18 protein-coding genes and 1 pseudogene are annotated in these 24,563 nt (G+C 62.0%); 10 read left to right on the forward strand and 9 right to left on the reverse strand.

Translation table 11 applies throughout. From position 1 onward, the window contains the following. The first annotated feature begins 345 nt into the window (after nucleotides 1-345). The 3 genes and pseudogenes from G410_RS0100455 (at nucleotide 346) to G410_RS15020 (ending at nucleotide 5,165) form a co-directional block, all read left to right on the forward strand. A complete protein-coding gene (locus G410_RS0100455; protein WP_245559272.1) occupies nucleotides 346-1,599 on the forward strand; it encodes an N-acetylmuramoyl-L-alanine amidase in 1,254 nt (417 codons plus the stop codon). Between the two features lie 81 nt (nucleotides 1,600-1,680). Continuing rightward, on the forward strand, nucleotides 1,681-4,161 hold the full coding sequence (locus G410_RS0100460) for a penicillin-binding protein 1A (RefSeq protein ID WP_022671689.1): 2,481 nt from the start codon (nucleotides 1,681-1,683) through the stop codon (nucleotides 4,159-4,161). 63 nt (nucleotides 4,162-4,224) lie between these two features. Continuing rightward, nucleotides 4,225-5,165: pseudogene (locus G410_RS15020) on the forward strand (cation diffusion facilitator family transporter). Between the two features lie 6 nt (nucleotides 5,166-5,171). Here the strand turns inward: G410_RS15020 and G410_RS0100470 are convergent. Together G410_RS0100470 and G410_RS0100475 are read right to left on the reverse strand one after the other, a co-directional pair. Beyond that, nucleotides 5,172-6,419, reverse strand: a complete 1,248-nt coding sequence (locus G410_RS0100470) for an SAM-dependent methyltransferase (RefSeq protein WP_022671690.1) — start codon at nucleotides 6,417-6,419, stop codon at nucleotides 5,172-5,174. Nucleotides 6,420-6,514: 95 nt separating this feature from the next. Beyond that, entirely contained in the window at nucleotides 6,515-8,095 is a 1,581-nt protein-coding gene (locus G410_RS0100475) for an alkaline phosphatase (protein WP_022671691.1), read from the reverse strand. A 200-nt stretch (nucleotides 8,096-8,295) separates the two neighbouring features. Between G410_RS0100475 and G410_RS15025 the strand changes: the two genes are divergently transcribed. Beyond that, nucleotides 8,296-8,544 (forward strand): hypothetical protein, encoded by a 249-nt coding sequence (locus G410_RS15025; RefSeq protein WP_022671692.1) that lies wholly within the window; start codon nucleotides 8,296-8,298, stop codon nucleotides 8,542-8,544. On the opposite strand, the gene G410_RS0100485 is transcribed toward G410_RS15025, so the two are convergent. Together G410_RS0100485 and gntA are read right to left on the reverse strand one after the other, a co-directional pair. Next, the gene (locus tag G410_RS0100485) at nucleotides 8,529-9,107 is read right to left on the reverse strand and encodes a DUF1989 domain-containing protein (RefSeq protein WP_211214989.1); all 579 of its coding nucleotides are present in this window, start codon (nucleotides 9,105-9,107) and stop codon (nucleotides 8,529-8,531) included. The two genes, G410_RS15025 and G410_RS0100485, sit on opposite strands and share 16 nt — an antisense overlap. Before the next feature lie 5 nt (nucleotides 9,108-9,112). Beyond that, a complete protein-coding gene (gntA, locus tag G410_RS15030) occupies nucleotides 9,113-9,787 on the reverse strand; it encodes a guanitoxin biosynthesis heme-dependent pre-guanitoxin N-hydroxylase GntA (RefSeq protein ID WP_022671694.1) in 675 nt (224 codons plus the stop codon). Nucleotides 9,788-10,015: 228 nt separating this feature from the next. Between gntA and prfB the strand changes: the two genes are divergently transcribed. From prfB to G410_RS17855, 3 genes are all read left to right on the forward strand, one after another. Then, nucleotides 10,016-11,143: a peptide chain release factor 2 gene (prfB, locus tag G410_RS0100495; protein WP_028970884.1), complete on the forward strand. Its 1,128-nt coding sequence runs from the start codon at nucleotides 10,016-10,018 to the stop codon at nucleotides 11,141-11,143. A 2-nt stretch (nucleotides 11,144-11,145) separates the two neighbouring features. Further along, nucleotides 11,146-11,895 carry a class I SAM-dependent methyltransferase gene (locus tag G410_RS15035; RefSeq protein ID WP_022671696.1) on the forward strand — a complete coding sequence of 250 codons (750 nt, stop codon included), beginning with the start codon at nucleotides 11,146-11,148 and terminating at the stop codon, nucleotides 11,893-11,895. 80 nt (nucleotides 11,896-11,975) lie between these two features. Further along, the gene (locus G410_RS17855) at nucleotides 11,976-12,131 is read left to right on the forward strand and encodes a hypothetical protein (RefSeq protein ID WP_022671697.1); all 156 of its coding nucleotides are present in this window, start codon (nucleotides 11,976-11,978) and stop codon (nucleotides 12,129-12,131) included. A gap of 502 nt (nucleotides 12,132-12,633) precedes the next feature. On the opposite strand, the gene G410_RS15040 is transcribed toward G410_RS17855, so the two are convergent. Both G410_RS15040 and lepA read right to left on the reverse strand, forming a co-directional pair. Beyond that, nucleotides 12,634-15,759 (reverse strand): TonB-dependent receptor domain-containing protein, encoded by a 3,126-nt coding sequence (locus G410_RS15040; RefSeq protein ID WP_022671698.1) that lies wholly within the window; start codon nucleotides 15,757-15,759, stop codon nucleotides 12,634-12,636. 323 nt (nucleotides 15,760-16,082) lie between these two features. Next, nucleotides 16,083-17,885 (reverse strand): translation elongation factor 4, encoded by a 1,803-nt coding sequence (lepA, locus tag G410_RS0100515; RefSeq protein ID WP_022671699.1) that lies wholly within the window; start codon nucleotides 17,883-17,885, stop codon nucleotides 16,083-16,085. A 103-nt stretch (nucleotides 17,886-17,988) separates the two neighbouring features. On the opposite strand from lepA, the gene G410_RS0100520 reads away from it, so the two are divergent. From G410_RS0100520 to G410_RS0100530, 3 genes are all read left to right on the forward strand, one after another. Continuing rightward, nucleotides 17,989-18,501, forward strand: coding sequence for a hypothetical protein (locus G410_RS0100520; protein ID WP_156851807.1), 513 nt, complete (start codon nucleotides 17,989-17,991; stop codon nucleotides 18,499-18,501). A gap of 125 nt (nucleotides 18,502-18,626) precedes the next feature. Then, the gene (locus tag G410_RS0100525; protein ID WP_022671701.1) at nucleotides 18,627-20,183 is read left to right on the forward strand and encodes an amino acid permease; all 1,557 of its coding nucleotides are present in this window, start codon (nucleotides 18,627-18,629) and stop codon (nucleotides 20,181-20,183) included. A gap of 84 nt (nucleotides 20,184-20,267) precedes the next feature. Further along, nucleotides 20,268-21,593, forward strand: a complete 1,326-nt coding sequence (locus tag G410_RS0100530; protein ID WP_022671702.1) for an FAD-dependent oxidoreductase — start codon at nucleotides 20,268-20,270, stop codon at nucleotides 21,591-21,593. Between the two features lie 73 nt (nucleotides 21,594-21,666). On the opposite strand, the gene G410_RS0100535 is transcribed toward G410_RS0100530, so the two are convergent. The 3 genes from G410_RS0100535 to G410_RS0100545 form a co-directional block, all read right to left on the reverse strand. Next, nucleotides 21,667-22,422, reverse strand: a complete 756-nt coding sequence (locus G410_RS0100535; protein WP_022671703.1) for a TSUP family transporter — start codon at nucleotides 22,420-22,422, stop codon at nucleotides 21,667-21,669. A 120-nt stretch (nucleotides 22,423-22,542) separates the two neighbouring features. Beyond that, nucleotides 22,543-23,889 (reverse strand): M28 family metallopeptidase, encoded by a 1,347-nt coding sequence (locus G410_RS15045; RefSeq protein WP_051137182.1) that lies wholly within the window; start codon nucleotides 23,887-23,889, stop codon nucleotides 22,543-22,545. Nucleotides 23,890-23,939: 50 nt separating this feature from the next. Beyond that, entirely contained in the window at nucleotides 23,940-24,560 is a 621-nt protein-coding gene (locus tag G410_RS0100545) for a PilZ domain-containing protein (protein ID WP_022671705.1), read from the reverse strand. Between the last annotated feature and the right edge of the window lie 3 nt (nucleotides 24,561-24,563).

Genomic DNA, 24,563 nt, shown 5'->3' on the forward strand with positions numbered 1-24,563 from the left:
GCGGCGTATGTCCGAATTTGATACCTCATGCAGCGTCAACCTGATTGGTAGCGGCGCAAAAATGATGCCGCCATGATGCCGATGGACGGGGATTTCTCTTCCAGTCGATCGGGTCGGGTCTGGGCTAGCAGCACTGCCTGTCTATCGCAACCTATTTGGCAAAGTAGGTGCCTGGTGTCACGCCGACCGTTCCGAAACACTGTCCTTACGCACCGTTAACCATGGGCATTAACGGTGCTGCGAAAGCTGCTGCTAAGCCTGGCTGTAAACCGTATTTGCGAACCGCGCCGAAGCGACTGAAGCCGTAGCAAGGCTACCTCACGAGCGTAATTCGGAGCACGGACCTTGGATAGAATTTTCTGGACGATGCGCGGCAGCGGACGCCATATGGCGGCCATGATCGCGCTGATCCTATCGCTGCTGATCGCCTATATGCCGGTGCATGCGAGCGCCATTACCGGTGTGCGCCTGCAAGGCGATGAACTGGTGGTGGATTTCGACGCTCCGGTGGAAGGCGCGTCCGTCTTTGGATTGCAGGGTCCGGACCGTGTCGCGATCGATGTCGACGGCATAAACCATGCGTCCTTTGCCGAACGCGACAGCGCCTTGGGATATGTACGCGGGGGCCAGTTCGATGAAGACACTGCCCGTATCGTGGTGGATCTCCATCAACCCGTTACGCTATCGGACTTCCGCTTTGCCGATGATGGGCGCAGTCTGATTTTGGCGCTCGCGCGTACGAGCGCGACGGACTTTGCCCGCAAGCTCGTGGCCAACCGTCAATCCTTGCTGGCGCCGGCGATGGCGCGGCGCGTCGCAGAGCCGGGCGGCTATAGCGTGTCGATGAAACTGGCGCCGCCGCGTACCAGCCGCAATCTGCCGACCATTTACGGGCGCGACGATCCGCGCCTGCCCCTCGTCGTCATCGATGCCGGCCATGGCGGCCATGATCCCGGCGCGGTGAGCCCCCATGGCGGCAAGCTGGAAAAGGACGTGACCCTCGCCATTGCCAAGGCGGTGCGGGACAAGCTGGTTGCCAGCGGCCAGGCACGCGTTGCCCTCACCCGCGATACCGACAGCTTCATCGTGCTGCAGAACCGCTATGCCATTGCGCGCAAGCTGGGCGCCGACCTGTTCATTTCGATCCATGCCGACAGCGCGGAAAATCAGGCCGCGAGCGGGGCCACGGTCTACACCCTGTCGGAAGTCGCGTCGGACCGGGAGGCGCAGCGCCTGGCATCACGGGAAAACAAGGCGGACATTATCAATGGCATCAATCTCGGTGCGGCAGGCGATGATCTGTCGTCCATCCTCATCGACCTGACCCAGCGAGAGACGATGAACATCTCCGCCGATTTTGCCGAATTGCTGGCGCGCGAAGCGAAAAGCAACATGCGCGTCAAAGCCAATCCACATCGGTTTGCCAGTCTGATGGTGCTCAAAGCCCCCGATACGCCGTCGGTGCTTTTCGAAACCGGTTATCTGACGAACGAAGACGACGTGGCATTCCTTTCTTCGTCGGCCGGTCAAAGGCGGGTGGCGCAGGGTATTTCATCGGCAGTTCAGGTGCATTTCGCAAAGAAGATTGCTCTGCGCTAGGCGGCTATGATCCTCTAACGGCTGGATCGGGGCCTGCTTAAGGCTGGCGCGCTTGAGGAAAGCTGATAGAAAACGCGCCTGATGGATAAGGCTGATACACCGAATTTCGCTTACCACCTGCGCCGTGACGCAGGAGGGCTGGCATCGCGCCTGTGGCAGAGCCGCTGGATCAAGGCGCTGTTGGCTCTGGCAGTGCTCGGGCTGGTCGCTTTGGTGGGGCTGTGGTTCTTCGTGGCCAAGGACCTGCCGGACGCGGCAGCGCTCACCGAATATGAGCCGCCACTGCCCACCATCGTTCGCGATTTTCAGGGGGAGCCGTTTCACAGCTATGCGCGGGAACGGCGCGTACAGCTGCAATATGCCGATTTCCCACCACTGATGGTGCGCGCTTATCTGGCAGCCGAGGACAGCACCTTCTTTCAGCATGGTGGGCTGGATTATCCCGGCATCATGTCTGCGGCGATCAACAATGTGACCTCGTCCGGCCGCTCGCGCGGTGCCTCGACGATCACGCAGCAAGTTGCCAAGAACATCCTGCTGACCAATGAAGCGACCTATAGCCGCAAGCTGAAAGAGGCGATCCTGGCCTTCCGCATGGAAGACGCGCTCACCAAGCAGCAGATCCTCGAGCTTTATCTGAACGAGATTTATCTCGGCCGAAACGCCTATGGCGTCCAGGCGGCGGCCCAGGCCTATTTCGGCAAGGATGTCGACCAGCTGGACTTGCATGAGATTGCCTATCTGGCGATCCTGCCAAAGGGGCCGAGCAATTATCAACCGGAAAGCAATGCCCAGCGCGCGATCGTCCGCCGCAACTGGGCTTTGGGCGAAATGCAGTCCAATGACTGGATTTCGCAGGCACAGATGCAGGCGGCGCGGGCCGAGCCGCTGGGAACGATTGCCCGGCAGGGCAGTCAATTCGCATCGCAGGGCGGGTATTTTGTCGAAGAGGTGCGCCGCCGCCTGATCGATCGCTTCGGTGAGAATGCGGAGAGCGGGCCTTATAGCGTATATGCCGGCGGCCTCTGGGTGCGCAGTTCGTTCAATCCCGACTATCAGAAATGGGCGACGGAAGCCCTGCGCGATGGCATGATGCGCTACAGCGCCGGGCGCGGCTGGAAGGATGTGATCGGATCGATCGATCTGGATGATGGGGATTGGGCAAGGCAGCTGGCCTCCACCGGAAAAAATACCGATTACAAGGACTGGCGTATCGGCGTCTATCTCGGCGATAACGAGATCGGCTTTTCCGATGGCAGCCGCGCGCCGTTGCAGGGTGTGCCGTCTGCCATGACGCCGGGTATGCTGACGGCCGCTGCGCCATCAGGCAGCAACTGGGCGGTGCGCAGCGTGCCGGAAGTGGGCGGCGGCATGGTGGTGGAGCATCCCACATCCGGTCGCATCTTCGCCATGCAGGGCGGGTTTGACAATCGCCTGTCGAGTTTTAACCGTGCCACGCAGGCGATGCGCCAGCCCGGATCGACCATCAAGCCCTTCGTATATGCCTCGGCGATCGATCAGGGCATGACCCCGGCCACGATGATCGTGGATGGGACGTTCTGCGTCTATCAAAGCGCCTCGCTTGGGCAGAAATGCTTCCGCAACTTTGGCGGTGCCGGTGGATCGGGCGCACATACGATGCGCTGGGGGCTGGAACAGTCACGCAATCTCATGACGGTGCGGGCGGCCAATGATGCCGGCATGCCCAATGTGGTGAAGACCATCAAGACGATGGGGATCGGCGATTACAAGCCGTATCTGTCGTTCGCGCTGGGTGCCGGCGATACCACGGTGGAGCGGATGGTGAACGCCTTCTCCATGCTGGTCAATCATGGCCGCAAACTGGATTCGACCGTGATCGACTTTGCGCAGGACCGGCGTGGTCAGGTGATCTGGCCCAAGAACTGGAAGCCCTGCCGCGGCTGCAATGCGGACGAATGGAATGGCGGGCCGATGCCGCGCTTCACGCCGGACGGAAAGCAGCTGATGGACCCTGTGACCGCCTATCAGGTGGTGCATATGCTCGAAGGCGTGGTGCAGCGTGGCACGGCGACCGTCCTGCGCGATCTGGATCGTCCGCTGTTCGGCAAGACGGGCACCACCACGGGGCCAACCAATGTTTGGTTCATCGGCGGATCGCCCGATTTGGTGGCGGGCGTCTATCTTGGTTTCGATCAGCCGCGCAGCCTTGGCGGATATGCGCAGGGTGGCCGGGTGGCGGCACCGATTTTCAAGCAGTTCGCGCAAAAAGCGTTTGAGGGCATGCCGGCCCGTCCCTTCACCGCCCCGGATGGCGTACGGCTTGTGCGGATCGACCGGCGTACCGGCCGCCGCGTCTATGGCGCTTGGCCGGAGGGTGGCCCGCTGGACGCGGTGATCTGGGAGGCGTTCAAGCCCGAAACAGAGCCGAAGCGCACGATCCGGACGGAGGAAATTGCCGCGCGCAGCCAGCGGCAGGCACGGCGTAAATCCGCCAGCCAGGCCAAGGCCAAGCCGGTGCCGGGCGTCGTCGGGACGCAGCAGGACAATGATTTCATCGCCAGCGAAGGCGGCATCTACTAGGCTTGCATGAAGACGGGGATGCGGACTGGGGGAGCCATTTCGCTTCCCCTACATTGCGGACACATGGCAGCTTTATCCTATGTCCGCGAAAATCTGGTGCTCTTCGGTGCGCTTGCGGCCAATCTCGGCATCGCGATCGCAAAATTCGTCGCGGCCAGCATCACCGGTTCGTCCTCGATGCTGTCCGAAGGGTTTCATTCCGTCGTCGACAGTCTCAATCAGGTCTTGCTGCTATATGGCGGCCACCGCGCCAACCGTCCGCCGGATCATCAGCACCCCTTCGGCTATGGCCGGGAGCTGTATTTCTGGGCGTTCGTGGTGGCGATCCTCATCTTTGCCGTGGGCGCGGGCATTTCGATCTACGAAGGCTATGTCCACTACACGTCGCCCGAGGAATTGACCGATCCGACGATCAACTATGTCGTGCTTGGCGTGGCTGCGTTGATGGAAGGAACGAGCTGGACCATCGCGGTGCGTGAATTTGCGTCCAGCAAGGGTGAGGGCAGCTGGTGGGAGGAGATCAAGCGATCCAAGGACCCCTCCGTCTTCGTCGTGCTGTTCGAAGATTCCGCAGCGCTGGCCGGGCTGCTCGTCGCCGCCCTTGGCGTTTGGGCGAGCCACGCCTTCAACATGCCCGAGCTTGATGGGGTCGCGTCCATGGTCATCGGCGTGATCCTTGCGGCGGTGGCTATCACGCTGGCGCGCGAAGCCAAGGGCCTCCTGATCGGCGAAGGCGCCGATGCCGCGCGTATCGAGACCATTCGATCCATCGTGGACCGGCAGGCATGGGTGACCGCGGTCAACCATGTGCGCACGGTCCATTCTTCGCCGGAACAGGTCTTCGTCGCCATCAGCGCGGACCTTGCCGACGATCTGCGCATGGGGGAGGGCGAGCGGCTGATCGAGGAACTTGAAGATGAACTGCGCGCGGCCGTGCCGGAATTGTCCTCAATCTAGTGCGCCCCGAAAAAGCGCAGGACGCTGCCGATCTGCCAGCACATTAAGTCGCGTTATTTCGCCAGAATATCGGCCTCCGCGCGCGCCATATAGGCCCGGGTCAGCGGCAGGGCATGCCGGTCGCGGGTGAACTGGATCTGATAATTGCACATGCCGCCATATTCGAAACTGGAGGTCGCGCCTGCCAGATAGAACATCCACATGCGGTAGAACCGCTCATCATGCAGTGCGATGATCTCCTCCCGATGCGCGAGGCAGTTGGCATACCATTGGCGCAGGGTCTTGCCGTAATGGAGGCGCAGCATCTCGGTATCGGTGGCGATCAGGCGAAACTTCTCGCTTGCGGCCACCGTCTCGGAAAGGGCGGGGATATAGCCGCCGGGGAAGACATATTTTCTGGTGAAGGCGTCGGTCGTTCCGGGCGAGCCGATCCGTCCGATCGTGTGGACCAGCATGACTCCGTCATCGACCAGCAGGTTCGCGCAGGCTTCGAAAAACGTCTCGAACTGCGGGCGGCCCACATGTTCGAACATGCCCACGGAAACGATCCGGTCAAACTGTTTGCCGCGCCCGGGCAGCTCGCGATAATCGACCAGCTCGAACGAAATGCGATCGGCGACTCCGGCCGCTTCGGCGCGCTCCTGCGCCAGGGCCAGCTGCTCGCGCGATAGCGTGATGGCCGTGACGCGGACCTGAAATTTCTGCGCCAGATAGATTGCCATGCCGCCCCAGCCGCAGCCGATATCCAGCACATGGTCTCCATCGCGCAGGGCCAGTTTGGCAGCAATATGCGCCAGCTTGGCCTCTTGCGCCTGGGCCAGCGTTTCCACGCCGTCATCCCAATAGGCGCAGCTATACTGCATGTGCTCGCTATCCAGCATCAGCTGGTAGAGCGGATTGCCGATATCATAATGATGCGCGACATTGCGCTGCGAGCCCAACTTGTCGTTGATCGCCTCCCGCGCAAAGGCGATGCGGTTGCTGAGGCGCCGCAGCGGGCTCGGCGGGCCGATGCTTCCGCCGCGATCCCATGGGGTGTTCGCACGCAACAGCTCGACCAGTTCCATGATGCCACCCTGCTGCAGCGTCAGGCGGCCATCCATAAAGGCTTCCGCCGCGCCGAGCCGCGGATCCAGCACGATATCACGCGGAACCTTGGAGTCCGTAAATGTCAGGGCAACGTCGCGAAAGCCTTCGGCCGGTTGGCCGAAGGTCTGCTGCGTGCCGTCGGCAAAGGAGACGGTAAGCGTGCCTTGTTTGACGATGGAAGAGAGGTAGCGGCTGACGAGGGTTTTGCTCATGGCGGCTATCTATGGATTGCTGCTGCCTTGCGCCATCGCTTTTTGCCGCTCAGGAGCATCGATCGGGAGATTTGGCGGCGCCGGGCAGCGCCAGGTCAATCTTCCGCCGCCAAACCCAGAGCGTGCGCCATGAGCGCGTAGATCGCGTTCTGTTCTATGGTGCCAGATACCAGATAGGCGCCAGGCCCGATGGCCTTCAGCGCAACATCTTCGCCGGCATGGGTTTCCGAACCGAGCGGGACAAGCGCCTGCTGCTGATAGTCTTTGGCCGTCGTGTCCGTATCGGCAGGATCGGTGCGTCCAGTCGCCGCAACGGCGCCGGGCCCGTTCATGTAGCCGAGCGTGGTATAGGCCTTGCCGTCCTTGGTGGCCGGCGCGCCATCTTCATCGGCATTGACCAGGCCTAGGATCGGATTTCCCCGCGCCGGATAGCCCGCCATGGTGAAGACGTGGCTGTGATCGGCTGTGACCATGATCGTCGTCTCCGAAGGATCGGTCAGGTCGAGCGCTGTCTGCACCGCTTCATCCATCGCCGCAAAATCGGCAAGCGCGCGATAGGCATTGCCGGCATGATGGGCATGGTCGATGCGTCCCCCCTCTACCAGCAGGACAAAGCCTTCCGCTTTGTTCGACAAGCGCTGGATGGCGGCGCGGGTCATGGCGGCGATCGACGGTTCCTTGCCCGGATCTCGCGCGCGATCGGCATCATATTGCATATGGCTCGGCTCGAACAGCGCGAGCACAGGCTTGCCGTTGGCAGGCAGCGCGGCAAATTGCGCGCCGTTCCAGATATAATGGCCGCCGGTACGGGACGCCCAATCGGCAGCCAGATCGCGGCCATCGGTGCGTGCACCGGTCTTGCCCGGATATTCCGGATCGGCCTCATCGGCGCGCAGGAAATTCGCACGGCCCCCGCCCATCATCAGATCGAACCCGCCGCCATGGTTCCAGTTGACCAGCTGCGCGGCGATATCGGTGCAACCGGCGGCCTTGGCTTCGGCTGGCAGAACGGCATCATTCTCCCAATCACGGCTGGCGCTGTGGGCATAGGTTGCCGCAGGCGTGGCGTGAGTGATGCGCGCGGTGGAAATGATACCGGTGGCGCGGCCCTGATCGGCGGCCCGCTCGAATAGGCTTTCGACTGGTGACGAGAGCGATGCGGCGCAGTCGCCCGTCGTCACGCTCGGCGCCATGCCCAGCGTGCCGCTGCGGGATTTGGTGCCAGAGAAAATGGCCGATGCGGTGGCGGCGCTGTCCGGTACCTGGAAATCCGTGGAATAGGTTTTGACCATCGCGGTATAGGGCAGGCTGTCCTGCGCCGTGACCAGGCTTTCGCCATCGCGGCCCTTGCGCTCGCCTTCGAAAATCCGGCCGGCGGTCAGCGTGGCGATGCCCATGCCGTCTCCGATGAAAATGATCAGATTTTTGGCGGGCCCCTTGATGGGTTCGCGCGCAATCTGGCGCTGCACGAAGGCTTCTGCCTCGGCGCGATATTGCGCAGCGCTTTTGCTGCGCGCAATCGATCGCTCTTCCGGTGCGTCGCCACTCAGCACACTGTCCGCCTGCGGGCGCAACACCGTGGTCGGCGCGGGCGCGGCGGAATTGACCAGTTCCTGCTGCGCATTGGCTGCACAGCCGGCGAGGAGAAGGGGGATCAGGGCGAAGGCATGGCGCATGATATCGGGACTCGCATAAGGCAGGCTGAGATGATGACAGGGTGATCCCACAGGCTGGTTACAGCTTCAAGACGCGCCCTGCATACAGGAACCATGCGGTATCAGGTGGCGCCACCTATCAAAGTTTACGCGCCACTATTCGGACGGGTTGATCGTTCCACCGTCATGCCGATCATCACGACCGGCTGGAGATTGCCGCGATGTTCACCCAGCTCAACCCGCCCATGCCCGTAACCGTCACCGATCGCGGCAAGGGCCTGGCCTTCGCCGTCATCGACTATGGGCCGGAGCATAATTTGATCTGGGTGACGGCTATCGATGCCACCGGGGAAATCTGGTGCGCGCCCAACCCCAAGGTGCGCATGCAGAACAACTGGACCCAAGGGCGCATGATACCGCCTTCTCCGGAAGATCCGCCATTCGCCGTCAGCGCTCAATCGATACGATAATCTATCGGCGTCATCGTGCCGTTATTGCTTGTCGGTGCGGAACAGGCGGTCATGCCGATAATGAGATCCATCTCGGCGCGGAAGGTGATGGTGTCGCCGGCTTTGCTGAGCGGGGGCTGGACGCTGAAGCGACCGGTATCACCATCGACGGGCACGTTCATGAAGATGTTGAAGGCGCAGGGAATGCGGTCTGCGCCGATATCGTAATCGTCGAGGGCGGCAGCCAGATTGCCGAAGCAGCCGCGATGCGGGTCATCGTCATTATACAGGATACGGAAGGTATCCTTGGAACAGGGCGTCAGCAGAAAATCATGCCGCCCGACATCATCCTGTTCGATATGGAGCATGATGTTGGACCGGTTGGAATATAGCCGGTGACCCGTCGTCAGATAGATCGTGTCCTGATAATCGAAGGTGCGACCATTGGAGATGACCTCGTCCCGGTCATGGAGACCGAAGGCGACCAGATCGCTCACTTGCTCGCCCATGGGATCGCACACGATCAGACGCTGGCCGCGCTTCAGTTCAAACGCGGTCCCGGTGCGGCGTTCGATGCGGGTCATCTGGGTCATGGCGTGTCTTCCGATGGGCTGGGGCGGTGATAGGGGGCAGACCAGCTGCCGGGTACGGACCGGCCGCTATACTGCCGCGCCTCGGATATGGTGCCGTGCCGCGACAACATGGGATTGTCCGATCCCTGCAGCGCATGATCGCGCGCCAGGATCGCGCCGCGAAGTTTCTCGTAGCGGCCCTGTTCACGCAGAGTCTCGAACTGATCGTGCAGATTGAAAATCAAGGTGGGATAGGTGAACCGCCGCGCCTTGCGGCTGGCACCCGGATGCAGACCAACCACGAAGAACGCCGATCCGCCGAAGCTGAGCGAGAAATGGGGATTGTCCGGATCGGCGCTGACGCCGTCCTCCTGGTTCTGGCCCAGCCAGACATCCTTGTCCGTCATGGACTGGATGCGCTTCCACATGTGCCGCTCGAATGCTTTCTCGCTCAGCAATAGCGGCGCGCAATAGATCACCGCGAAAGAACGGAAAAGCTTGGGCTCGTCTTGCGCTTTCGCGGCAAAGTCCATCAGCTTGCGATGGACCTCCAGATCGTTCCAGCTGGACGCGATCGATCGCGCGCAATGAATGTCGAGCTGCCGCTTGCCAAGCGCCGATTTGGCACCGACGCAGGGAAACTCGTTGCGGGCGATGAACCGTTCCAGCGAATCGGGGGGTGTTGGTTGCATAACGCGCCCTATTAGGCCCGGATCATCGTGGGTCGATTAATCTAGATGTATGTTAACATAGGTTTTGGCATGCCTTGCGTTCGTGGTAGGCTGAGGACTTGCCGTCAAAACCCATCGGCCGATCCGCCGAACAAGCGACGCGCTGCGCTTGGCCAGACCCGATCCTTTACATCGCCGCGCGATCCACTAATTCCAAAGCCACGCAATTTCAGTCCTGGAGCCATGTTCATGCGCGCAGAAGCGCAATCCCTTGTCGACCGTATCGACGCCGCCCTTGCCCTGGTTCGCCGCTCGCTCGATTGGGATCGCGCGCTGCGCCGACTGGACGAGTTGAACGCGCGCGTCGAAGACCCGACACTCTGGGACGATCCAAAGCAGGCCGAGACGGTGATGCGCGAACGTCAGCGGCTCGATAGCAACATAGGCGCGGCCAGGGAGATCGAGGCGGAGAAGACCGACACGGTCGAGCTGATCGAGATGGCCGATGCCGAAGGGGATAGCGAGATGGCCGACGAGGCACTGGCCTCCCTCAAGGCGCTGGCCGACCGGGCGGACCGCGACAAGGTGAACGCGCTGCTGGGCGGTGAGGCGGACGGAAACGACTGCTATCTGGAGGTCCATGCCGGCGCGGGCGGCACCGAGAGCAACGACTGGGCCGAGATGCTGCTGCGCATGTATCAGCGCTGGGCCGAGGCCCGCGGCTACAAGGTCGAGATGGTCGAGTATCAGGGCGGCGACAGCGCGGGCATCAAGTCCGCTACGCTGCTGGTGAAGGGCGAGAACGCCTATGGCTATGCCAAGACCGAGAGCGGCGTGCATCGCCTGGTCCGCATCAGCCCCTATGACAGCTCGGCGCGCCGCCATACCAGCTTCTCCAGCATCTGGGTCTACCCGGTGATCGATGACGACATCGCCATCGAGATCAACGAGAGCGACCTCAAGATCGACACCTATCGCGCGTCCGGTGCGGGCGGGCAGCACGTCAACACCACCGACAGCGCCGTGCGCATCACCCACATGCCCAGCGGCATCATCGTGGCCAGCCAGAACGACCGCAGCCAGCACAAGAACCGGGCCGAGGCGATGGGCATGCTGAAGGCCCGCCTGTACGAGGCCGAACTGCGCGAGCGTGAGGAGCGCGCCATGGCCGAGCATGCCTCCAAGTCCGACATCGGCTGGGGCAGCCAGATCCGCTCCTACGTCCTCCAGCCATACCAGATGGTGAAGGATCTGCGCACTGGCGTCACCAGCACCGCCCCCGGCGATGTGCTGGACGGCGCGCTCGACCCCTTCATGGCCGCCGCCCTGGCCCAGCGCGTGACGGGCGAAGCGGTCGAGGTGGAAGACGTCGATTGACGATGCGGCGGCTCTCGATGGCGGCTGCGCTGCCGCTGTTGGCGCTGCTGGCGGCCTGCCAGAACGGCGCCGCCACCAAGACGGACGCCTCCGCCTTTCCCGAACCCAATCGCCCGGTCGCCAATGTCGTCGCCACGCAGTTCAGCAATGAGCCTGCGCGCGAGGCGGCGAACGAGGCGCAGATCGTCATGGACTGGGCAGATACCCGGCCCGGCATGACCGTGGCCGATATCGGCGCGGGTGAGGGCTATTACACCGTGCGGCTGGGCGACCGGGTGGGCGCCAAGGGGCGCGTGCTGGCGCAGGACATCGACCGCGCGGTGCTGACCCGGCTGGGCGAGCGCGTGGCGCGCGACCGGCTGGACAATGTCTCCATCAAGCTCGGCGCGCAGGACGATCCGGGCCTGCCCGATGCCAGCTTCGACCGCGTGTTCATGATCCACATGTACCATGAGATCGCGCAGCCCTATGCCTTCCTCTGGCACCTGCGCCCCGCGCTGAAGGCGGATGGCGAGGTCATCATCGTCGATGCCGACCGGCCCACCGCCAATCATGGCACCCCGCCCAGCCTGCTGTTCTGCGAGCTGAAGGCGGTGGGATACCGGCTGACCGGCTATGAAGAGCGCCCGGACATCGGCGCGTACATCGCCCGCTTCGCCCCCCAGGGCGATCGCCCGGAGCCCAGCGCCATCACCCCCTGCGCCGCTCCGGAACCGGCCCCAGAACTAGCCCCAGAACCGGCCAAGCGCTGATCCCGCCACCGCCGCAGCGCGCGGATACAAGCGCGCCGCCGCTCGTTGACCAGGCATCCCCCAAGTGAAGGAGAGATGCCATGAGCGACCACCCCAAGCAGGACGATGCCGCGAGCAGCCCGCCCCCGCGCGATCCGCCCGGCAAGCTGAGCCCGGACGAGCAGCGCGGCGGCGACAGCAGCCACCCGCAAAAGCAGCGCAACGATCCGGTCACCCCCAAAGACCGCAACCACTGATCCCGCGCGGCCGGAGGCAGCCCAAGCAGCCCCCGACCCGCATGGCCGCTCTCATGCGTTTGCGGCCCGGAGAGGCGGCCAGGGTCACACTGGTTCACACTGTACAGAGCGGGAAACTTCAAAGCCCCGAACCCTCCACCATCACAGCCCCCGCACACACCCGCCGAGCGGCCCTCACCCGCCCGCGCCGAGCCGATGCGCCGAAAAGCGCCAGCGAATCCAACAGCATGGGTCATGGAGCATCATGGCATGCGGGCGGGGTTGTAGGACAGGGCGATGAAAGGCAGATCATTATGATCTCACATGCCGAATTTTATGACGCGCTAGCGAATCCAGCCTTTGTAGTCACTGTGGTATGACAGGACCTTTACATTCCCCGGAGTAACACGCGCTGCTATTGCACAAGCGGAAAGGGCCGCGCGACATTGTCGCGCGGCCCTTCCTATATCCCTTTCCGCACCGGCAAACCTTGGGAAGTAAGCCGCCAGAGTTCGCTGAACTTCTAGAAGTCGAAGCGTGCGCCGGCGTACAGGAAGCGTCCAATATTGTCATATTGACCACTGCCCGAGCCGGTACCGTCCAGACCCAAAGGTGGAAGAGTGTCGAGCAAATTGTCGACGCCCACGTAAAAGCCAAAGTTGCTGTCCATCTCCAAATCGACCCGGATATTGTGATAAAAAGTTTCTGGGTATTCGATTGGGAATGAATAGTCTGGATTTTCCGCCGGGCGACCCTGCAGCGGATTAAACGTTTCGAAAGTGTTAACGAACTGCTCGCCGATGTAGCGCAGATTATAAGTTACGCGCGGTACGCCGAAGTCGAGTCCAACGATCATGCTGCCAGCAAACTCTGGATCACCGAGCTCGAGGAGTTGCTGATTGATGAAATTCGGATCGTCAATGTCCGTATAGTTGTCTCGATTGATAACGTAAGACAGAAGGCCACGGAAGTTCAGAGCAACTGCGCCAAAGTCGCGCTGGTAATTCAAATCAAAGTCAATGCCGGATGTTTTCTGCTTCGCAAAGTTGAACGGTCCAGAAATAAAGGACCGATCAGTTGGCGCTACGTCTAGGCTGATCGTGGAACCGCCTAGCTGACGATCAGATTGACCCTGAAACGTTCCGTCGGGTCGCCGAAATACGGCGGCGCAGTATTGGTTGTTGATGCCTGATGGAGAATCATAGCACTGGTTGATGATCGTCTGGGGTGCGAGTGAGAAGATAACATTGTCGATCGAAATATTGTAATAGTCGACTGTGAACGACAATCCAGGCACGAATTCTGGCTGGAACACCGCGCCAAGCGTGTAGCTATCCGATACTTCGGCATCAAGATTGGGGTTGCTGCCATTTAAGCCGCGAATACCTGACGCAGGGATATTCGTAAACGCCTGTGAAACACCATTTACCAAAACTGTCGTCGGAACGCCGTCAGCCGCGCAGTTGGCTGCACGATTTGGGTTGTCGTTGATAAAGCGCGAGTCGCAAGGATCTACAAGACCATTCAGGAATGTCTGGCTTGGAGCTGCAAGCAAGTCCGACTGCGTGGGAACACGAACAGAGCGTGCATAGCTTCCCCGTAGACGGAAGCTACGGAATGGCGCCCATACCACGCCGCCGTTGTAGGTTTCGACGGTTCCCACGTTACCAAGATTATAGTCCGAAACGCGGAATGCACCCTCAACAGTGAGTTCTTCGGCGAAAGGAATGTTTGCCAGGAGGGGGATGCGTACTTCGCCATAGGCCTCATAAACTTCCAGATCTTCAGGATCGAAGACCGGAATGGCATTCAAGAACGTTCCGCCGCTTCTTGTAAATTCATCAAAAGCGGAAAACGCTGTTTCCTTGCGATATTCTGCTCCCAAGGCGAAACCAATTGGTCCCCCTGGAAGCTCGAACAACTGCGAAAGATCGCCATTTACATAAGCTGTAGCCTGATATTGATCAGCCCGCTGCTCGCGTGTCGAATCTGTTACAATGTAATTAAGTGCTGCGGCAGATGGCGCTCCTTGCCCAAATAGATTAACCGGGACACATGCAGGGTCGTCATTAGCTGTGCCAGCATCAGCATTGATAGCACAGACAATATTCCCCGCTCCATTGCGAACGGCGTCTATCGAATTGAAATACCGGTCGATATTTACGTTACCTTCGGTGCGATAGAATGTGTCTAGGCGCCCGTAGTTGAAAGCGACTTCATAGCCCCAGTCATCATTGAACGTTCCATCGACGCCCGCCACAATGCGATATGTTTCACGCCGATGCTGTTCGCCGCGTCCGCCGAAATCCGTGTTGAACCGGAATGCGGAGAAGGACGTCGCTCCAGGAGCGAGTGACTGCTGAAGCGTTGAGCGAGCCTGAGCGGTCAGGAATGGGTTGTTCAACGAAAACGTGTTGTTGAAGAAGGTTGGCTGACCTTCCTGAATCGCATCGATTCGAACGTACTTCGCTTCGACAAAGGGCCGAAATGCCGGAGACACTTCAAAACTGGCGAGCACGTTGGCGGTATAACGTTCTGTTTCTGGAGCAAGCTGCCCAGTCAGCAACAAGGTCGAACCTAGTCCACCAACTGCGTTACCTGAACCAACGGTTCGGAGATCTTTGCTCACTACATTACGAATGAGATTCCCGTTCGGTGCGAAAGCAAAAGTAAAGCCAAGCGGGTTTCCGGATTGGTTGTTCTGACCCGTGCAATTGAATGCCTGCCGCGCGGCGCTGCCCGAGCAGCTTGATGTAAACAGGCCGCCTTCAGAAATGTTGATGTTACGAATGCCTTCGACAAAAACACGGTCTGGAATGCCATTGCCACCGGCTGGCTCACCAATCGTGTTTTCAACCTGCTGAAGCTGGCGACGCCCGCTATAGGCGCCGGTGAGATCATCACGGTCGGTATTATAAAGACCGCGCGCTTCGCTATACTCACCTGCAACAGTGATGTTGCCGCGGCCGTCAGCAAAATTTTTACCGGCAATTAGCGATGCCGTATAGGTTCCGCGACCGCCATGATCTGCAACACCGGCCTGAACACGCCCTTCGACGCCTTCGTAATCGCGCTTGAGGATAAAGTTCACGACGCCCGCAACCGCATCGGCACCGTACACAGCACTGTTGCCGCCGGTAACGATGTCGATGCGCTCGACAAGCGCACTTGGGATGGTGTTCACATCGACGCTGGTTGGCACGCCAGGCTGGCTGGTAATGTGCCGCCGCCCATTCACCAGCACCAAGGTGCGGTTTGTTCCGAGACCACGAAGATCGATAAGGTTGAGCCCGGCGGTACCGATGAAGCGCGTGGAATTTTGCTGGCTAAAGGTCGACCGCAACGAAGGAAGGTCATTCAAGGCATCGCCTAGGTTGACTTCGCCGGTTGACTGGATTTCGCCGAGAGAAAGTGACGTTACAGGGTTCGGGCTATCCAAGTTAGGCCGCTGAATACGCGTACCCGTAACGACGATCGCGCCGCCGAGCGAGGAGCTTTCTCCGGCCGGGGTTACTGTCGTATCATCATCCTGATCGGCTGTAGCTTGAGCGTCCGCGTCCTGCGACTGGGCTGCAACCGGGGCCGAAAAGAGTGCCATTCCGATTGCGATAGGGGCCACGCCTAAATGAGAAAGAGTCTTGATGCGCATAGTTTCCATTCTCCACCGCTCTCGGGATGAGTGCGGTCTCCTAGCTGTTTGATAAATAGAAAAATGCTTGGGCATTCAGCAAATGTAAAGCGTGCTCATGGACCTCCTGATGTTTAATGATCGGATGGCGCATTTAGGCAACAGTTGACCAACTCGCGCTTCCGAATCAGATTGCTTGGCTCAGCGCTGATAAACGTATGTGGGTATAACGAGCTGCAAAGGCTGCGGAAATCGACGAAGAGTTCGTGCCCTCCGATGGAGTCTGATGCATACTTGTGTTGCATAAGAGGAGGTGGATGTAGTCGTGCTCTCAGGTTGGTCTTTCACTCCTCCCCCATCCGCAACGCAGCGATAAACGCTTCCTGCGGGATGCTGACATTGCCATATTCGCGCATCTTGGCTTTGCCCTTTTTCTGCTTTTCCAGCAGCTTCTTCTTGCGGCTGATGTCGCCGCCATAGCATTTGGCGGTCACGTCCTTGCGCATGGCGCTGATCGTCTCGCGGGCGATCACCTTGGCGCCGATGGCGGCCTGGATCGGGATCTTGAACAAATGGCGCGGGATGAGGTCTTTCAGCCGTTCGCATAGCTGGCGGCCACGGGCCTCGGCCTCGCCGCGGTGGACGATCATGGCGAGCGCGTCGACCGGTTCATTGTTCACCAGGATGTTCATCTTGACGAGGTCGCCCTCGCGCAGGCCGATCTGCTCATAATCGAAGCTGGCATAGCCGCGGCTGATGCTTTTCAGCCGGTCGTAGAAATCGAACACCACCTCGTTGAGCGGCAGTTCATAGCCCACCTGCGCGCGGCCGCCCACATAAGTGAGCTCGGTCTGGATGCCGCGCCGGTCCTGGCACAGCTTCAGGATGGAGCCGAGATATTCGTCCGGCGTGTAGATGGTCGCCTTGATCCACGGCTCCTCCATATGATCGATATGGACGGGATCGGGATAGTCGGCCGGATTGTGCAGATATTGCACCGATCCGTCGGTCATCGTCATGCGATAGACCACGGACGGGGCGGTGGTGATGAGATCCAGATCATATTCGCGCGTGAGGCGCTCCTGAATGATCTCCAGATGCAGCAGGCCGAGGAAACCGCAGCGGAAGCCGAAGCCGAGCGCGGCGCTGGTCTCCATCTCGAAGGTGAAGCTGGCATCGTTGAGGCGCAGGCGGCCGATGCTCTCGCGCAGCTTCTCGAAGTCCGCAGCGTCCACGGGGAACAGGCCGCAGAACACCACCGACTGCACTTCCTTGAAGCCCGGCAGCGCCTTGTCCGCGCCGCCCTTCACGGTGGTGATGGTGTCGCCCACGGCGGTATCGGCCACCTCCTTGATCTGCGCGGTGATGAAACCGATCTCGCCGGGGCCGAGTTCGGGCAGCTGGGTGATCTTGGGCTTCATGCAGCCCACCCGGTCCACCAGATGCTGCGATCCCTGCTGCATGAAGCGGATGTTCATGCCCTTTTTCAGCACGCCGTCGATCACGCGGATCAGGATGACGACGCCCAGATAGGGATCGTACCAGCTGTCCACGAGCAGGGCCTTCAGCGGCGCATCGCGGTCTCCGCCGGGCGGCGGGATGCGGGTGACGATGGCCTCCAGCACTTCCTCGATCCCGATGCCGGACTTGGCGCTGGTGAGAACCGCATTGTCCGCCGGGATGCCGACGATATCCTCAATCTCGGCGCGCACCTTGTCCGGCTCGGCGGCGGGCAGATCGATCTTGTTGATGACCGGCACGATCTCATGATCATGCTCGATCGACTGGTACACATTGGCCAGCGTCTGCGCCTCCACACCCTGCGCGGCGTCCACCACCAGCAGCGCGCCCTCGCACGCGGCCAGCGAGCGGCTGACTTCATACGCAAAGTCGACATGGCCGGGCGTGTCCATGAGGTTCAGCTCATAGGTCTCGCCATCCTTGGCGGTATAATCCAGCCGCACGGTCTGCGCCTTGATGGTGATGCCGCGCTCGCGCTCGATATCCATATTGTCGAGCACCTGCTCGCTCATCTCCCGCTCGGTCAGCCCGCCGGTGTGCTGGATCAGCCGATCGGCGAGGGTGGATTTCCCGTGATCGATATGGGCGATGATGGAGAAGTTACGGATTTTTGAAAGCTCGGTCATAGGCTTGAGCGGATAGCGGGGCCGGGCGCGGCTGTCATCTGGCGAATGGCGCGCAAAGCAGCTTGGCAGATCGGCCTGGCAGGTCCAGCTTGGCAGGTACAGCTTGGCAGGTACAGCTTGGCAGGTACAGCTTGGCACGTGCGGCTTGCGCGCAGGTGGCAAGCTGTTCACAAGCGGTGTGCCGGACGACGCGCCGGGTATGGAAAAATACAGGGATCTGCCGATGTTTGCAGTGCATTACGACCAGTCGGCCAATCGGGTGCTCATGTCCGTGCAAGGCCATTTCACGCCCGATGACGTGCAGCGCCTGTCCGATGCGGTGACCGCTGCAGTGGCCCAGGCGAAGCAGCATGGCGATGACTTCGACGTCCTGGTCGAATCGCCGGCATTCCCGGTCCAGGCGCAGGATGTGGCGGCTTTGCTGGCCGGGATCATGGAGCGCGGCATGCCGCTGACCACCGGCCGCGCGGCGGTGGTGGTGGGCAGCCATCTCAGCCTGATGCAGGCCAGACGGACGCTGCTGCATCCCCGGCTGCAGGCGTTCCTGTCCCCCGTCGAGGCGCAGGCATGGCTAGCGGGTAGCAATCCGGACATGCCCATGCCGCTGGGCACCTGACGCGCCCGCGCGGTTGCCCGCGCATTTTCCCGATTGCCAAGGCTGAAAATCGGCATAATGGATTCGGTCGGCTATTTGCCGGGCGTGAGGGTTGGGCCTGCGTTCCAGATAAGGTCGATGCTCTCATGATTTTCGGACGCGTAAAGCCGCTCGATGCGATTCTCGCCACGGCGGAAAAGAAATCCCTTACCCGCACCCTTGGTCCCTGGCAGCTGACCCTGCTGGGCGTGGGCGCCATCATCGGCACCGGCATTTTCGTGCTGACCAGCGAGGCCGCGCAGAAGGCGGGGCCGGGCATGATGTGGAGCTTCGTCATCGCCGGGCTGGTCTGCGCGGTCGCGGCGCTCTGCTATTCCGAGCTGGCCTCGATGGTGCCCGTCGCGGGCAGCGCCTATACCTATACCTATGCCGTGATGGGGGAGCTGCTGGCCTGGATGGTCGGCTTTGCGCTGATCCTGGAATATGCGGTCTCGGCCAGCGCCGTCTCGGTCGGCTGGTCGGGCTATTTTGTGGGGCTGCTGGCCAATGCCGGGATAGTGCTGCCCCCGGCGCTGACGCAAGGGTTCTACGCGCCGGGCGGGTTCATCAATTTGCCGGCCATGGTCATAGCGCTGCTGGTGACGGGCCTGTTGATGATCGGCACCACGGAAAGTGCGCGCGTGAACGCGGTGCTGGTGGTGATCAAGGTGACCGCGCTCGTCATTTTCATCGCCATCACTCTGCCCATGATGAAGGGCCAGAATTTCGATCCGTTCATGCCCAATGGCTGGACCGGGCCGGGCCTTGGCACCGGTTTCGGCGCGCTGGGCGCCGCCGCCTCCATCTTCTTTGCCTATGTCGGCTTCGATGCCGTTTCCACGGCGGCGGAGGAAACCAAGAATCCGCAGCGCAACGTGCCGATCGGCCTGATCGGCGCGCTGGGCATCTGCACCGTCTTCTATCTGCTGGTGTCCGCCGGGGCGATCGGCGCCGTCGGTGCACAGCCGATCGCGGCGCCGGGTGGCGGGCTGCTGCAGCCCGGCTCCACCGCATTCGCATCGCAATGCCAGTCGCTGCTGGCCGCCGGGCGCGAGCCGCTGGTCTGCTCCAAGGAAGCGCTGGCCTTTGTGCTGCGGCAGGCGGGGCATCCGGCGCTGGGCAATATGATCGGCATCGCGGCCTTTGTGGCGCTGCCGTCCGTCATCCTCATCATGCTGTTCGGCCAGACGCGCATATTCTTCGTGATGGCGCGCGACGGTCTGCTGCCCACAGGCCTGGCCAAGATCCACCCCAAGTGGAAGACGCCGCATGTCATCACCATGATCACCGGCGTGGCGGTGGCCGGTTTCGCCGCCTTCCTGCCGGTCGGGCAGCTGGCCGATATCTCCAATTCCGGCACGCTGTTCGCCTTTTTCATGGTCGCGCTGTCGGTGCTGGTCCTGCGCCGCACCCAGCCGGATCGGCACCGCCCGTTCCGCACGCCGTTCGTCTATATCGTCGCGCCGCTGGCGATCATCGGCACGGTCGGGCTCTATGTCAGCCTGCCGCTGGAGGCGATGCTGGTGCTGCCGGTATGGGGCGGCATCGGCCTGGTGATCTATTTCCTCTATGGCTACCGCAAGAGCAATGTCGCGCTCGGCATTATCGAGGTGCATGAGCTGGATGCGGATGCCCCGCCGGAGCCGCTTCCCCCGCACGCCTAGGCCAGAACATCCTCCCCGCCGCCGGGGAGGATTTGCTTGCCCTCCCCCGGTGGGTCGCTAGCCTTTCGGGCGAAGGAGAGCGGCATGCGTCACATCGCGATCATCGGGTCCGGCCCGGCAGGCTATTATACGGCGGAGGCCGCGCAAAAGGCGTTCGGGCAGGACGTGCGCATCGATATCATCGACCGGCTGCCCACGCCCTTCGGCCTGATCCGCTTCGGCGTGGCGCCCGATCATCAGTCGATCAAGGCGGTGGCGCGCCGCTATGAGAAGGTGGCGCTGAGCGACAATGTGCGTTTCTGCGGCCATGTCTCGGTGGGGCAGGACATCTCCATCGCCGAGCTGCAGGCGTTGTACGATGCGGTGGTGCTGGCCACCGGCGCGCCGCACGACCGGTTGCTGGACCTGCCGGGCAGCGATCTGGCGGGCGTCTATGGCAGCGCGGCCTTTGTTGGCTGGTATAATGGCCACCCCGATTTCGCCGATCTGGATCCACCGCTGGACGGGCGCGATGTCGTGATCGTGGGCAATGGCAATGTCGCGCTCGACGTGGCGCGGATCCTGTCCAAGACGGTGGCCGAATTCGATGACAGCGATATCGTCGGCCATGCGCTCGCCGCGCTGGAGCAAGCGAACACGCGCCGCATCACCATATTGGGCCGCCGCGGCCCGCATCAGATTGCCATGACGCCCAAGGAGTTGGGCGAACTGGGACGGCTGGAAGCGGCCAGCCCGCGCGTCGACCCGGCCGATCTGCCGAAGGAGGCCGCCGATGCGCAGCTGGAGCCGGGCATGCGCAAATCGGTGACGCTGCTGCGCGAATATGCCGTCATTCCGGAGGCGCACCGGGCGACCAAGAAGGTTTCGATCGATTTCGATTTCTTCGCCTCTCCGGTGGAAATAACGGGCGAGGGCCGGGTGGAGGCGGTGCGCGTGGAGCGCACGCGGCTGGACGCGGACAACCGCAGCGTCGGCACCGGAGAAACCTATGACATCCCCGCCGCGCTGGTGGTCAGCTGCATCGGCTATCGCACCCCGCCGATCGAGGGCGTGCCCTATGAACAGGGGCGCGGGCGCTTCGCCAATGAGCAAGGCCGCATCCTGCCGGGGCTTTATTGCGTCGGCTGGGCCCGGCGCGGGCCGACCGGCACCATCGGCACCAACCGCCCCGACGGCTATGAGCTGGTCGAGCGCATATTCGAGGATATCGGGGCCGAGGATATGGGGGCGGGCAGCGGCAAGGCCGGACGCGCCGGTCTGGATGCGCTGCTGGAGACGCGCGGCGTGGACCTCGTCACCTTTGCCGACTGGCAGAAGATCGACGAAGCCGAGATCGCCCGCGCCACCAGCGGCCACCCGCGCGAGAAATTCGTGAACGTGGAAGATATGATCGGGCTGCGGGGGGATTAATCCGACAGCAGTTCGACGATCGACGATGGACCGATGCGCGATGTCTGGAACCGGGGCGCGAGGCGGACCCCGCTCAGCCGAAAAAGGCCAATGCCGTCGCTGTTAGGGGGTTCGCCGGATCGGCCAACAGCTTGGCGGTGAGCGCAAGACACATGATGATCAGAAGGGGCCGCACGGCGCGTGTGCCAAATCGCATGGTGCTGTGCGCGCCGAGATAGGCACCTGCGATACTTGCAACGGCCATGGCGAGGCCGGTCGCGATCAGGACCTCGCCCGCCAGCAACAGGACGATGACGCTCGAAAGGTTGCTGGAGAAGTTCAGCAGCTTCGTGTGCGCAATGGCGTTGACGGTGCCGAGGCCGAAGACCGCGATAAGAAGGGTGGTGTAGAAGGAGCCCGTGCCGGGGCCGAAGAAGCCATCATAGGCTCCGATGACAGCAGCCAGCACGAGCAGGAGAAAGGGCCGCGCCCGCACATGGCGGTCTTCGTCACTCAGATTGGGCTTCAGCAGATAGTAGATGGCCATCGCAATAAGCAGAATGGGGATGAAACCGGCAAGAAACTCCGGGTCGATGCGGGTCAACACGAACGCGCCGGCAGCAGACCCGATAAAGGCCGAAACGGCCGGTCCAGCGAAACGCCCGAGATCGATCCTGCCGCGACGGGCGAAGGTCGCCACGGCTGTCGCGACGCCGAACGTGGCTTGCAGCTTGTTGGTCCCGATGGCCGCCGCAGGTGGGACTCCGGCTGCCAGCAAGGCGGGCAAGGTGAGCAGTCCGCCGCCACCCGCTATGGCGTCCACGAACCCCGCCAGGAATGCGACGGCCATGAGGAGCGCTATGACGTCGAATGGCAATTCCATCGCGGCCCATTAGGCTGCGATGTCGGGGTTCGCAACGTCAGAAATTGGACGCGGAGATAGCCATTCCAGAATAGCGGCGCGTCGTGATCACTCCGCCTCGGCTGCCACGCCCGTCGCACCGGAACCGCCGGGCATGCCGGCAAAGGTCACCACGCTTTGCGCGCCATCGGCGGACAGCGCCGAGACGCCGAACAGATTGTTGTCGATGATCACGCCTTCCAGCACGGCTTGCGTTTGATCGGCGGGGATGTTGCGGGCGTCGGTCCAGTCCATCTGGTCGGCGCGGCGCCAGTGGACGCGGTATCCGGCGGCGTTCTTGACGGGCGCCCAGCTGACCGTGGTGTCTGCGCTCACCGCGCCTTCTATGTCCACGCTGGCGGGGGCGGCGGGCGCGGCGGCGAGTTCACGGATCACGTCCATGTTGAGCGCGGTGACGCGGGCCAGATAGTCGAAGTCCATCTTGTCGATGGTATCGCCATAGACGCGGCCGTCTTCGGTGCGCAGGTCCTGATGCTGATAGTCATAATGCTCGACCACTTCGGAGAAGCGGATGGCGGGATAGCCGCGCTTCAGGAAGGGGGTGTGGTCGCCGCCGCGGCGAAAGCGGTCGGGGCGGCGGATGGCGAGCACTTCGAGCCGTCCGGGCGCGGCAGAGGCCACGCGGTCGATGGCCTTGGCCAGGGCGCGGGACGGGCTGTCATCCTCCCCGCCGATGGCGCGCTGCGTGGCGGCGGCTTCGGCATCGGCCACGGTGCGCAGGCCTTCGCTGAACACGCGCACCTGATCGGCGACATGCTGCCCGCCAATGCCGTTGCTGTTGCCGACCACATCATTGTTGAGCACGGCGCTGACCGTCCAGCCGCGCTGCGCCGCCGTCTTGGCCAGCAGCTCGCCGCCGAACAGGCCCTGCTCCTCGCCGGAGAGCGCGGCATAGATGATGGTCGCGTCGAACCGTTCCCTGGAGAGCAGCCGTGCCGCTTCGAGCACCAGCGCGACGCCGGAGGCATCGTCGTTCGCGCCCGGCGCATCGGAGCTTGCGTCCATCACATCGCTCACCCGGCTGTCGATATGCCCCTGCACGATGATGACGCGGTCCGGATCGCCCGTTCCGCGCTGGATGCCGAGCACATCTTCCACGCGCACGCCCTGCGGAATACGATCGCCGGTCACCGTCTCGCCGATCGTCTCGACCGTGATGCAGCCGCCGCAATCCTTCGAGATCGTGCGGAAACGGTCCGCCGCAAAGGCGCGGGCGGCACCGATGCCGCGTTCAGGATCGGTGGCGGAGGACAAGGTGTGCCGGGTGCCGAAATCGACCAGCGTCTGCACATTGTCGCGTAGTCGCTGCGGATCGGGCGCGGCATGATCGGCCGGCGTCTGCGCTGCGACGGCGGTGGACAGAAGAAGGGCGGGGGCCAGGAGGATATGTTTCATGGCCAAGGGGATAGCGCAGTCAGGCCCGCTTCAAAAGACCGTTGCCGGGATCAGGGCAGATATTCGTCATCCGGCAGGCGGGCGGACCAGACCGCCAGATCGTTGAACGGGATGGGCGCCAGGAACTGCACCCCGGCAAAGCCCTCTCGCCACCAGCGCACCAGAGCCTTCTTGCGGCCGAAGCCGTCGATGGCGATCCGCAGCTCGCTGCCCTGTTTCAATTTGGTCTGGACCTCGATGCTGGCACCGGCCAGCGAAATGTCGATCAGATGCACCTGGCGGATGTCGCCATTCACATCGATCGCCGCCGGCAGATTGATGCGCAGGCGCTGTGGCCGCCGCTTGTGGTGGCTGTCCGGCAAGGCAATCAGCGTGGCGGTGTCGATCGGCTGTTCGAATTCGAACCCGCAATGATCGCCGCGCGACCAGCGCTTGTGCATGCGCATGGTGCGCCCGCCCAGAAATTCGATATCGACGATGTCGATACCTTCCATCGGGCCGAAGACCTGTAATTTCATGCCGGTGCTGGAGAAATCCCGCATGATGCAAAAACAGTCATGATCGGGAAGCAGCAATTTGGCGGTCCGAAAAATGACGCGGTGCCGCTCATTCGAACGGCGGTCATCGCCATTCTCCTGCTCGATCAACGTGCCATGTGCAGCCTGGGTCATGCG

The organism is Novosphingopyxis baekryungensis DSM 16222 (assembly GCF_000420305.1).
Lineage (GTDB): Bacteria > Pseudomonadota > Alphaproteobacteria > Sphingomonadales > Sphingomonadaceae > Novosphingopyxis > Novosphingopyxis baekryungensis.

Coding starts and splice junctions, on each gene's coding strand:
- G410_RS0100460 (WP_022671689.1), top strand. CDS start 1,681: ATGGATAAGGCTGATACACCGAATTTCGCTTACCACCTGCGCCGTGAC.
- G410_RS0100470 (WP_022671690.1), bottom strand. CDS start 6,419: ATGAGCAAAACCCTCGTCAGCCGCTACCTCTCTTCCATCGTCAAACAA.
- G410_RS0100475 (WP_022671691.1), bottom strand. CDS start 8,095: ATGCGCCATGCCTTCGCCCTGATCCCCCTTCTCCTCGCCGGCTGTGCA.
- G410_RS15025 (WP_022671692.1), top strand. CDS start 8,296: ATGTTCACCCAGCTCAACCCGCCCATGCCCGTAACCGTCACCGATCGC.
- G410_RS0100485 (WP_211214989.1), bottom strand. CDS start 9,107: ATGACCCGCATCGAACGCCGCACCGGGACCGCGTTTGAACTGAAGCGC.
- gntA (WP_022671694.1), bottom strand. CDS start 9,787: ATGCAACCAACACCCCCCGATTCGCTGGAACGGTTCATCGCCCGCAAC.
- prfB (WP_028970884.1), top strand. CDS start 10,016: ATGCGCGCAGAAGCGCAATCCCTTGTCGACCGTATCGACGCCGCCCTT.
- G410_RS15035 (WP_022671696.1), top strand. CDS start 11,146: ATGCGGCGGCTCTCGATGGCGGCTGCGCTGCCGCTGTTGGCGCTGCTG.
- G410_RS17855 (WP_022671697.1), top strand. CDS start 11,976: ATGAGCGACCACCCCAAGCAGGACGATGCCGCGAGCAGCCCGCCCCCG.
- G410_RS15040 (WP_022671698.1), bottom strand. CDS start 15,759: ATGCGCATCAAGACTCTTTCTCATTTAGGCGTGGCCCCTATCGCAATC.
- lepA (WP_022671699.1), bottom strand. CDS start 17,885: ATGACCGAGCTTTCAAAAATCCGTAACTTCTCCATCATCGCCCATATC.
- G410_RS0100525 (WP_022671701.1), top strand. CDS start 18,627: ATGATTTTCGGACGCGTAAAGCCGCTCGATGCGATTCTCGCCACGGCG.
- G410_RS0100530 (WP_022671702.1), top strand. CDS start 20,268: ATGCGTCACATCGCGATCATCGGGTCCGGCCCGGCAGGCTATTATACG.
- G410_RS0100535 (WP_022671703.1), bottom strand. CDS start 22,422: ATGGCCGTCGCATTCCTGGCGGGGTTCGTGGACGCCATAGCGGGTGGC.
- G410_RS15045 (WP_051137182.1), bottom strand. CDS start 23,889: ATGAAACATATCCTCCTGGCCCCCGCCCTTCTTCTGTCCACCGCCGTC.
- G410_RS0100545 (WP_022671705.1), bottom strand. CDS start 24,560: ATGACCCAGGCTGCACATGGCACGTTGATCGAGCAGGAGAATGGCGAT.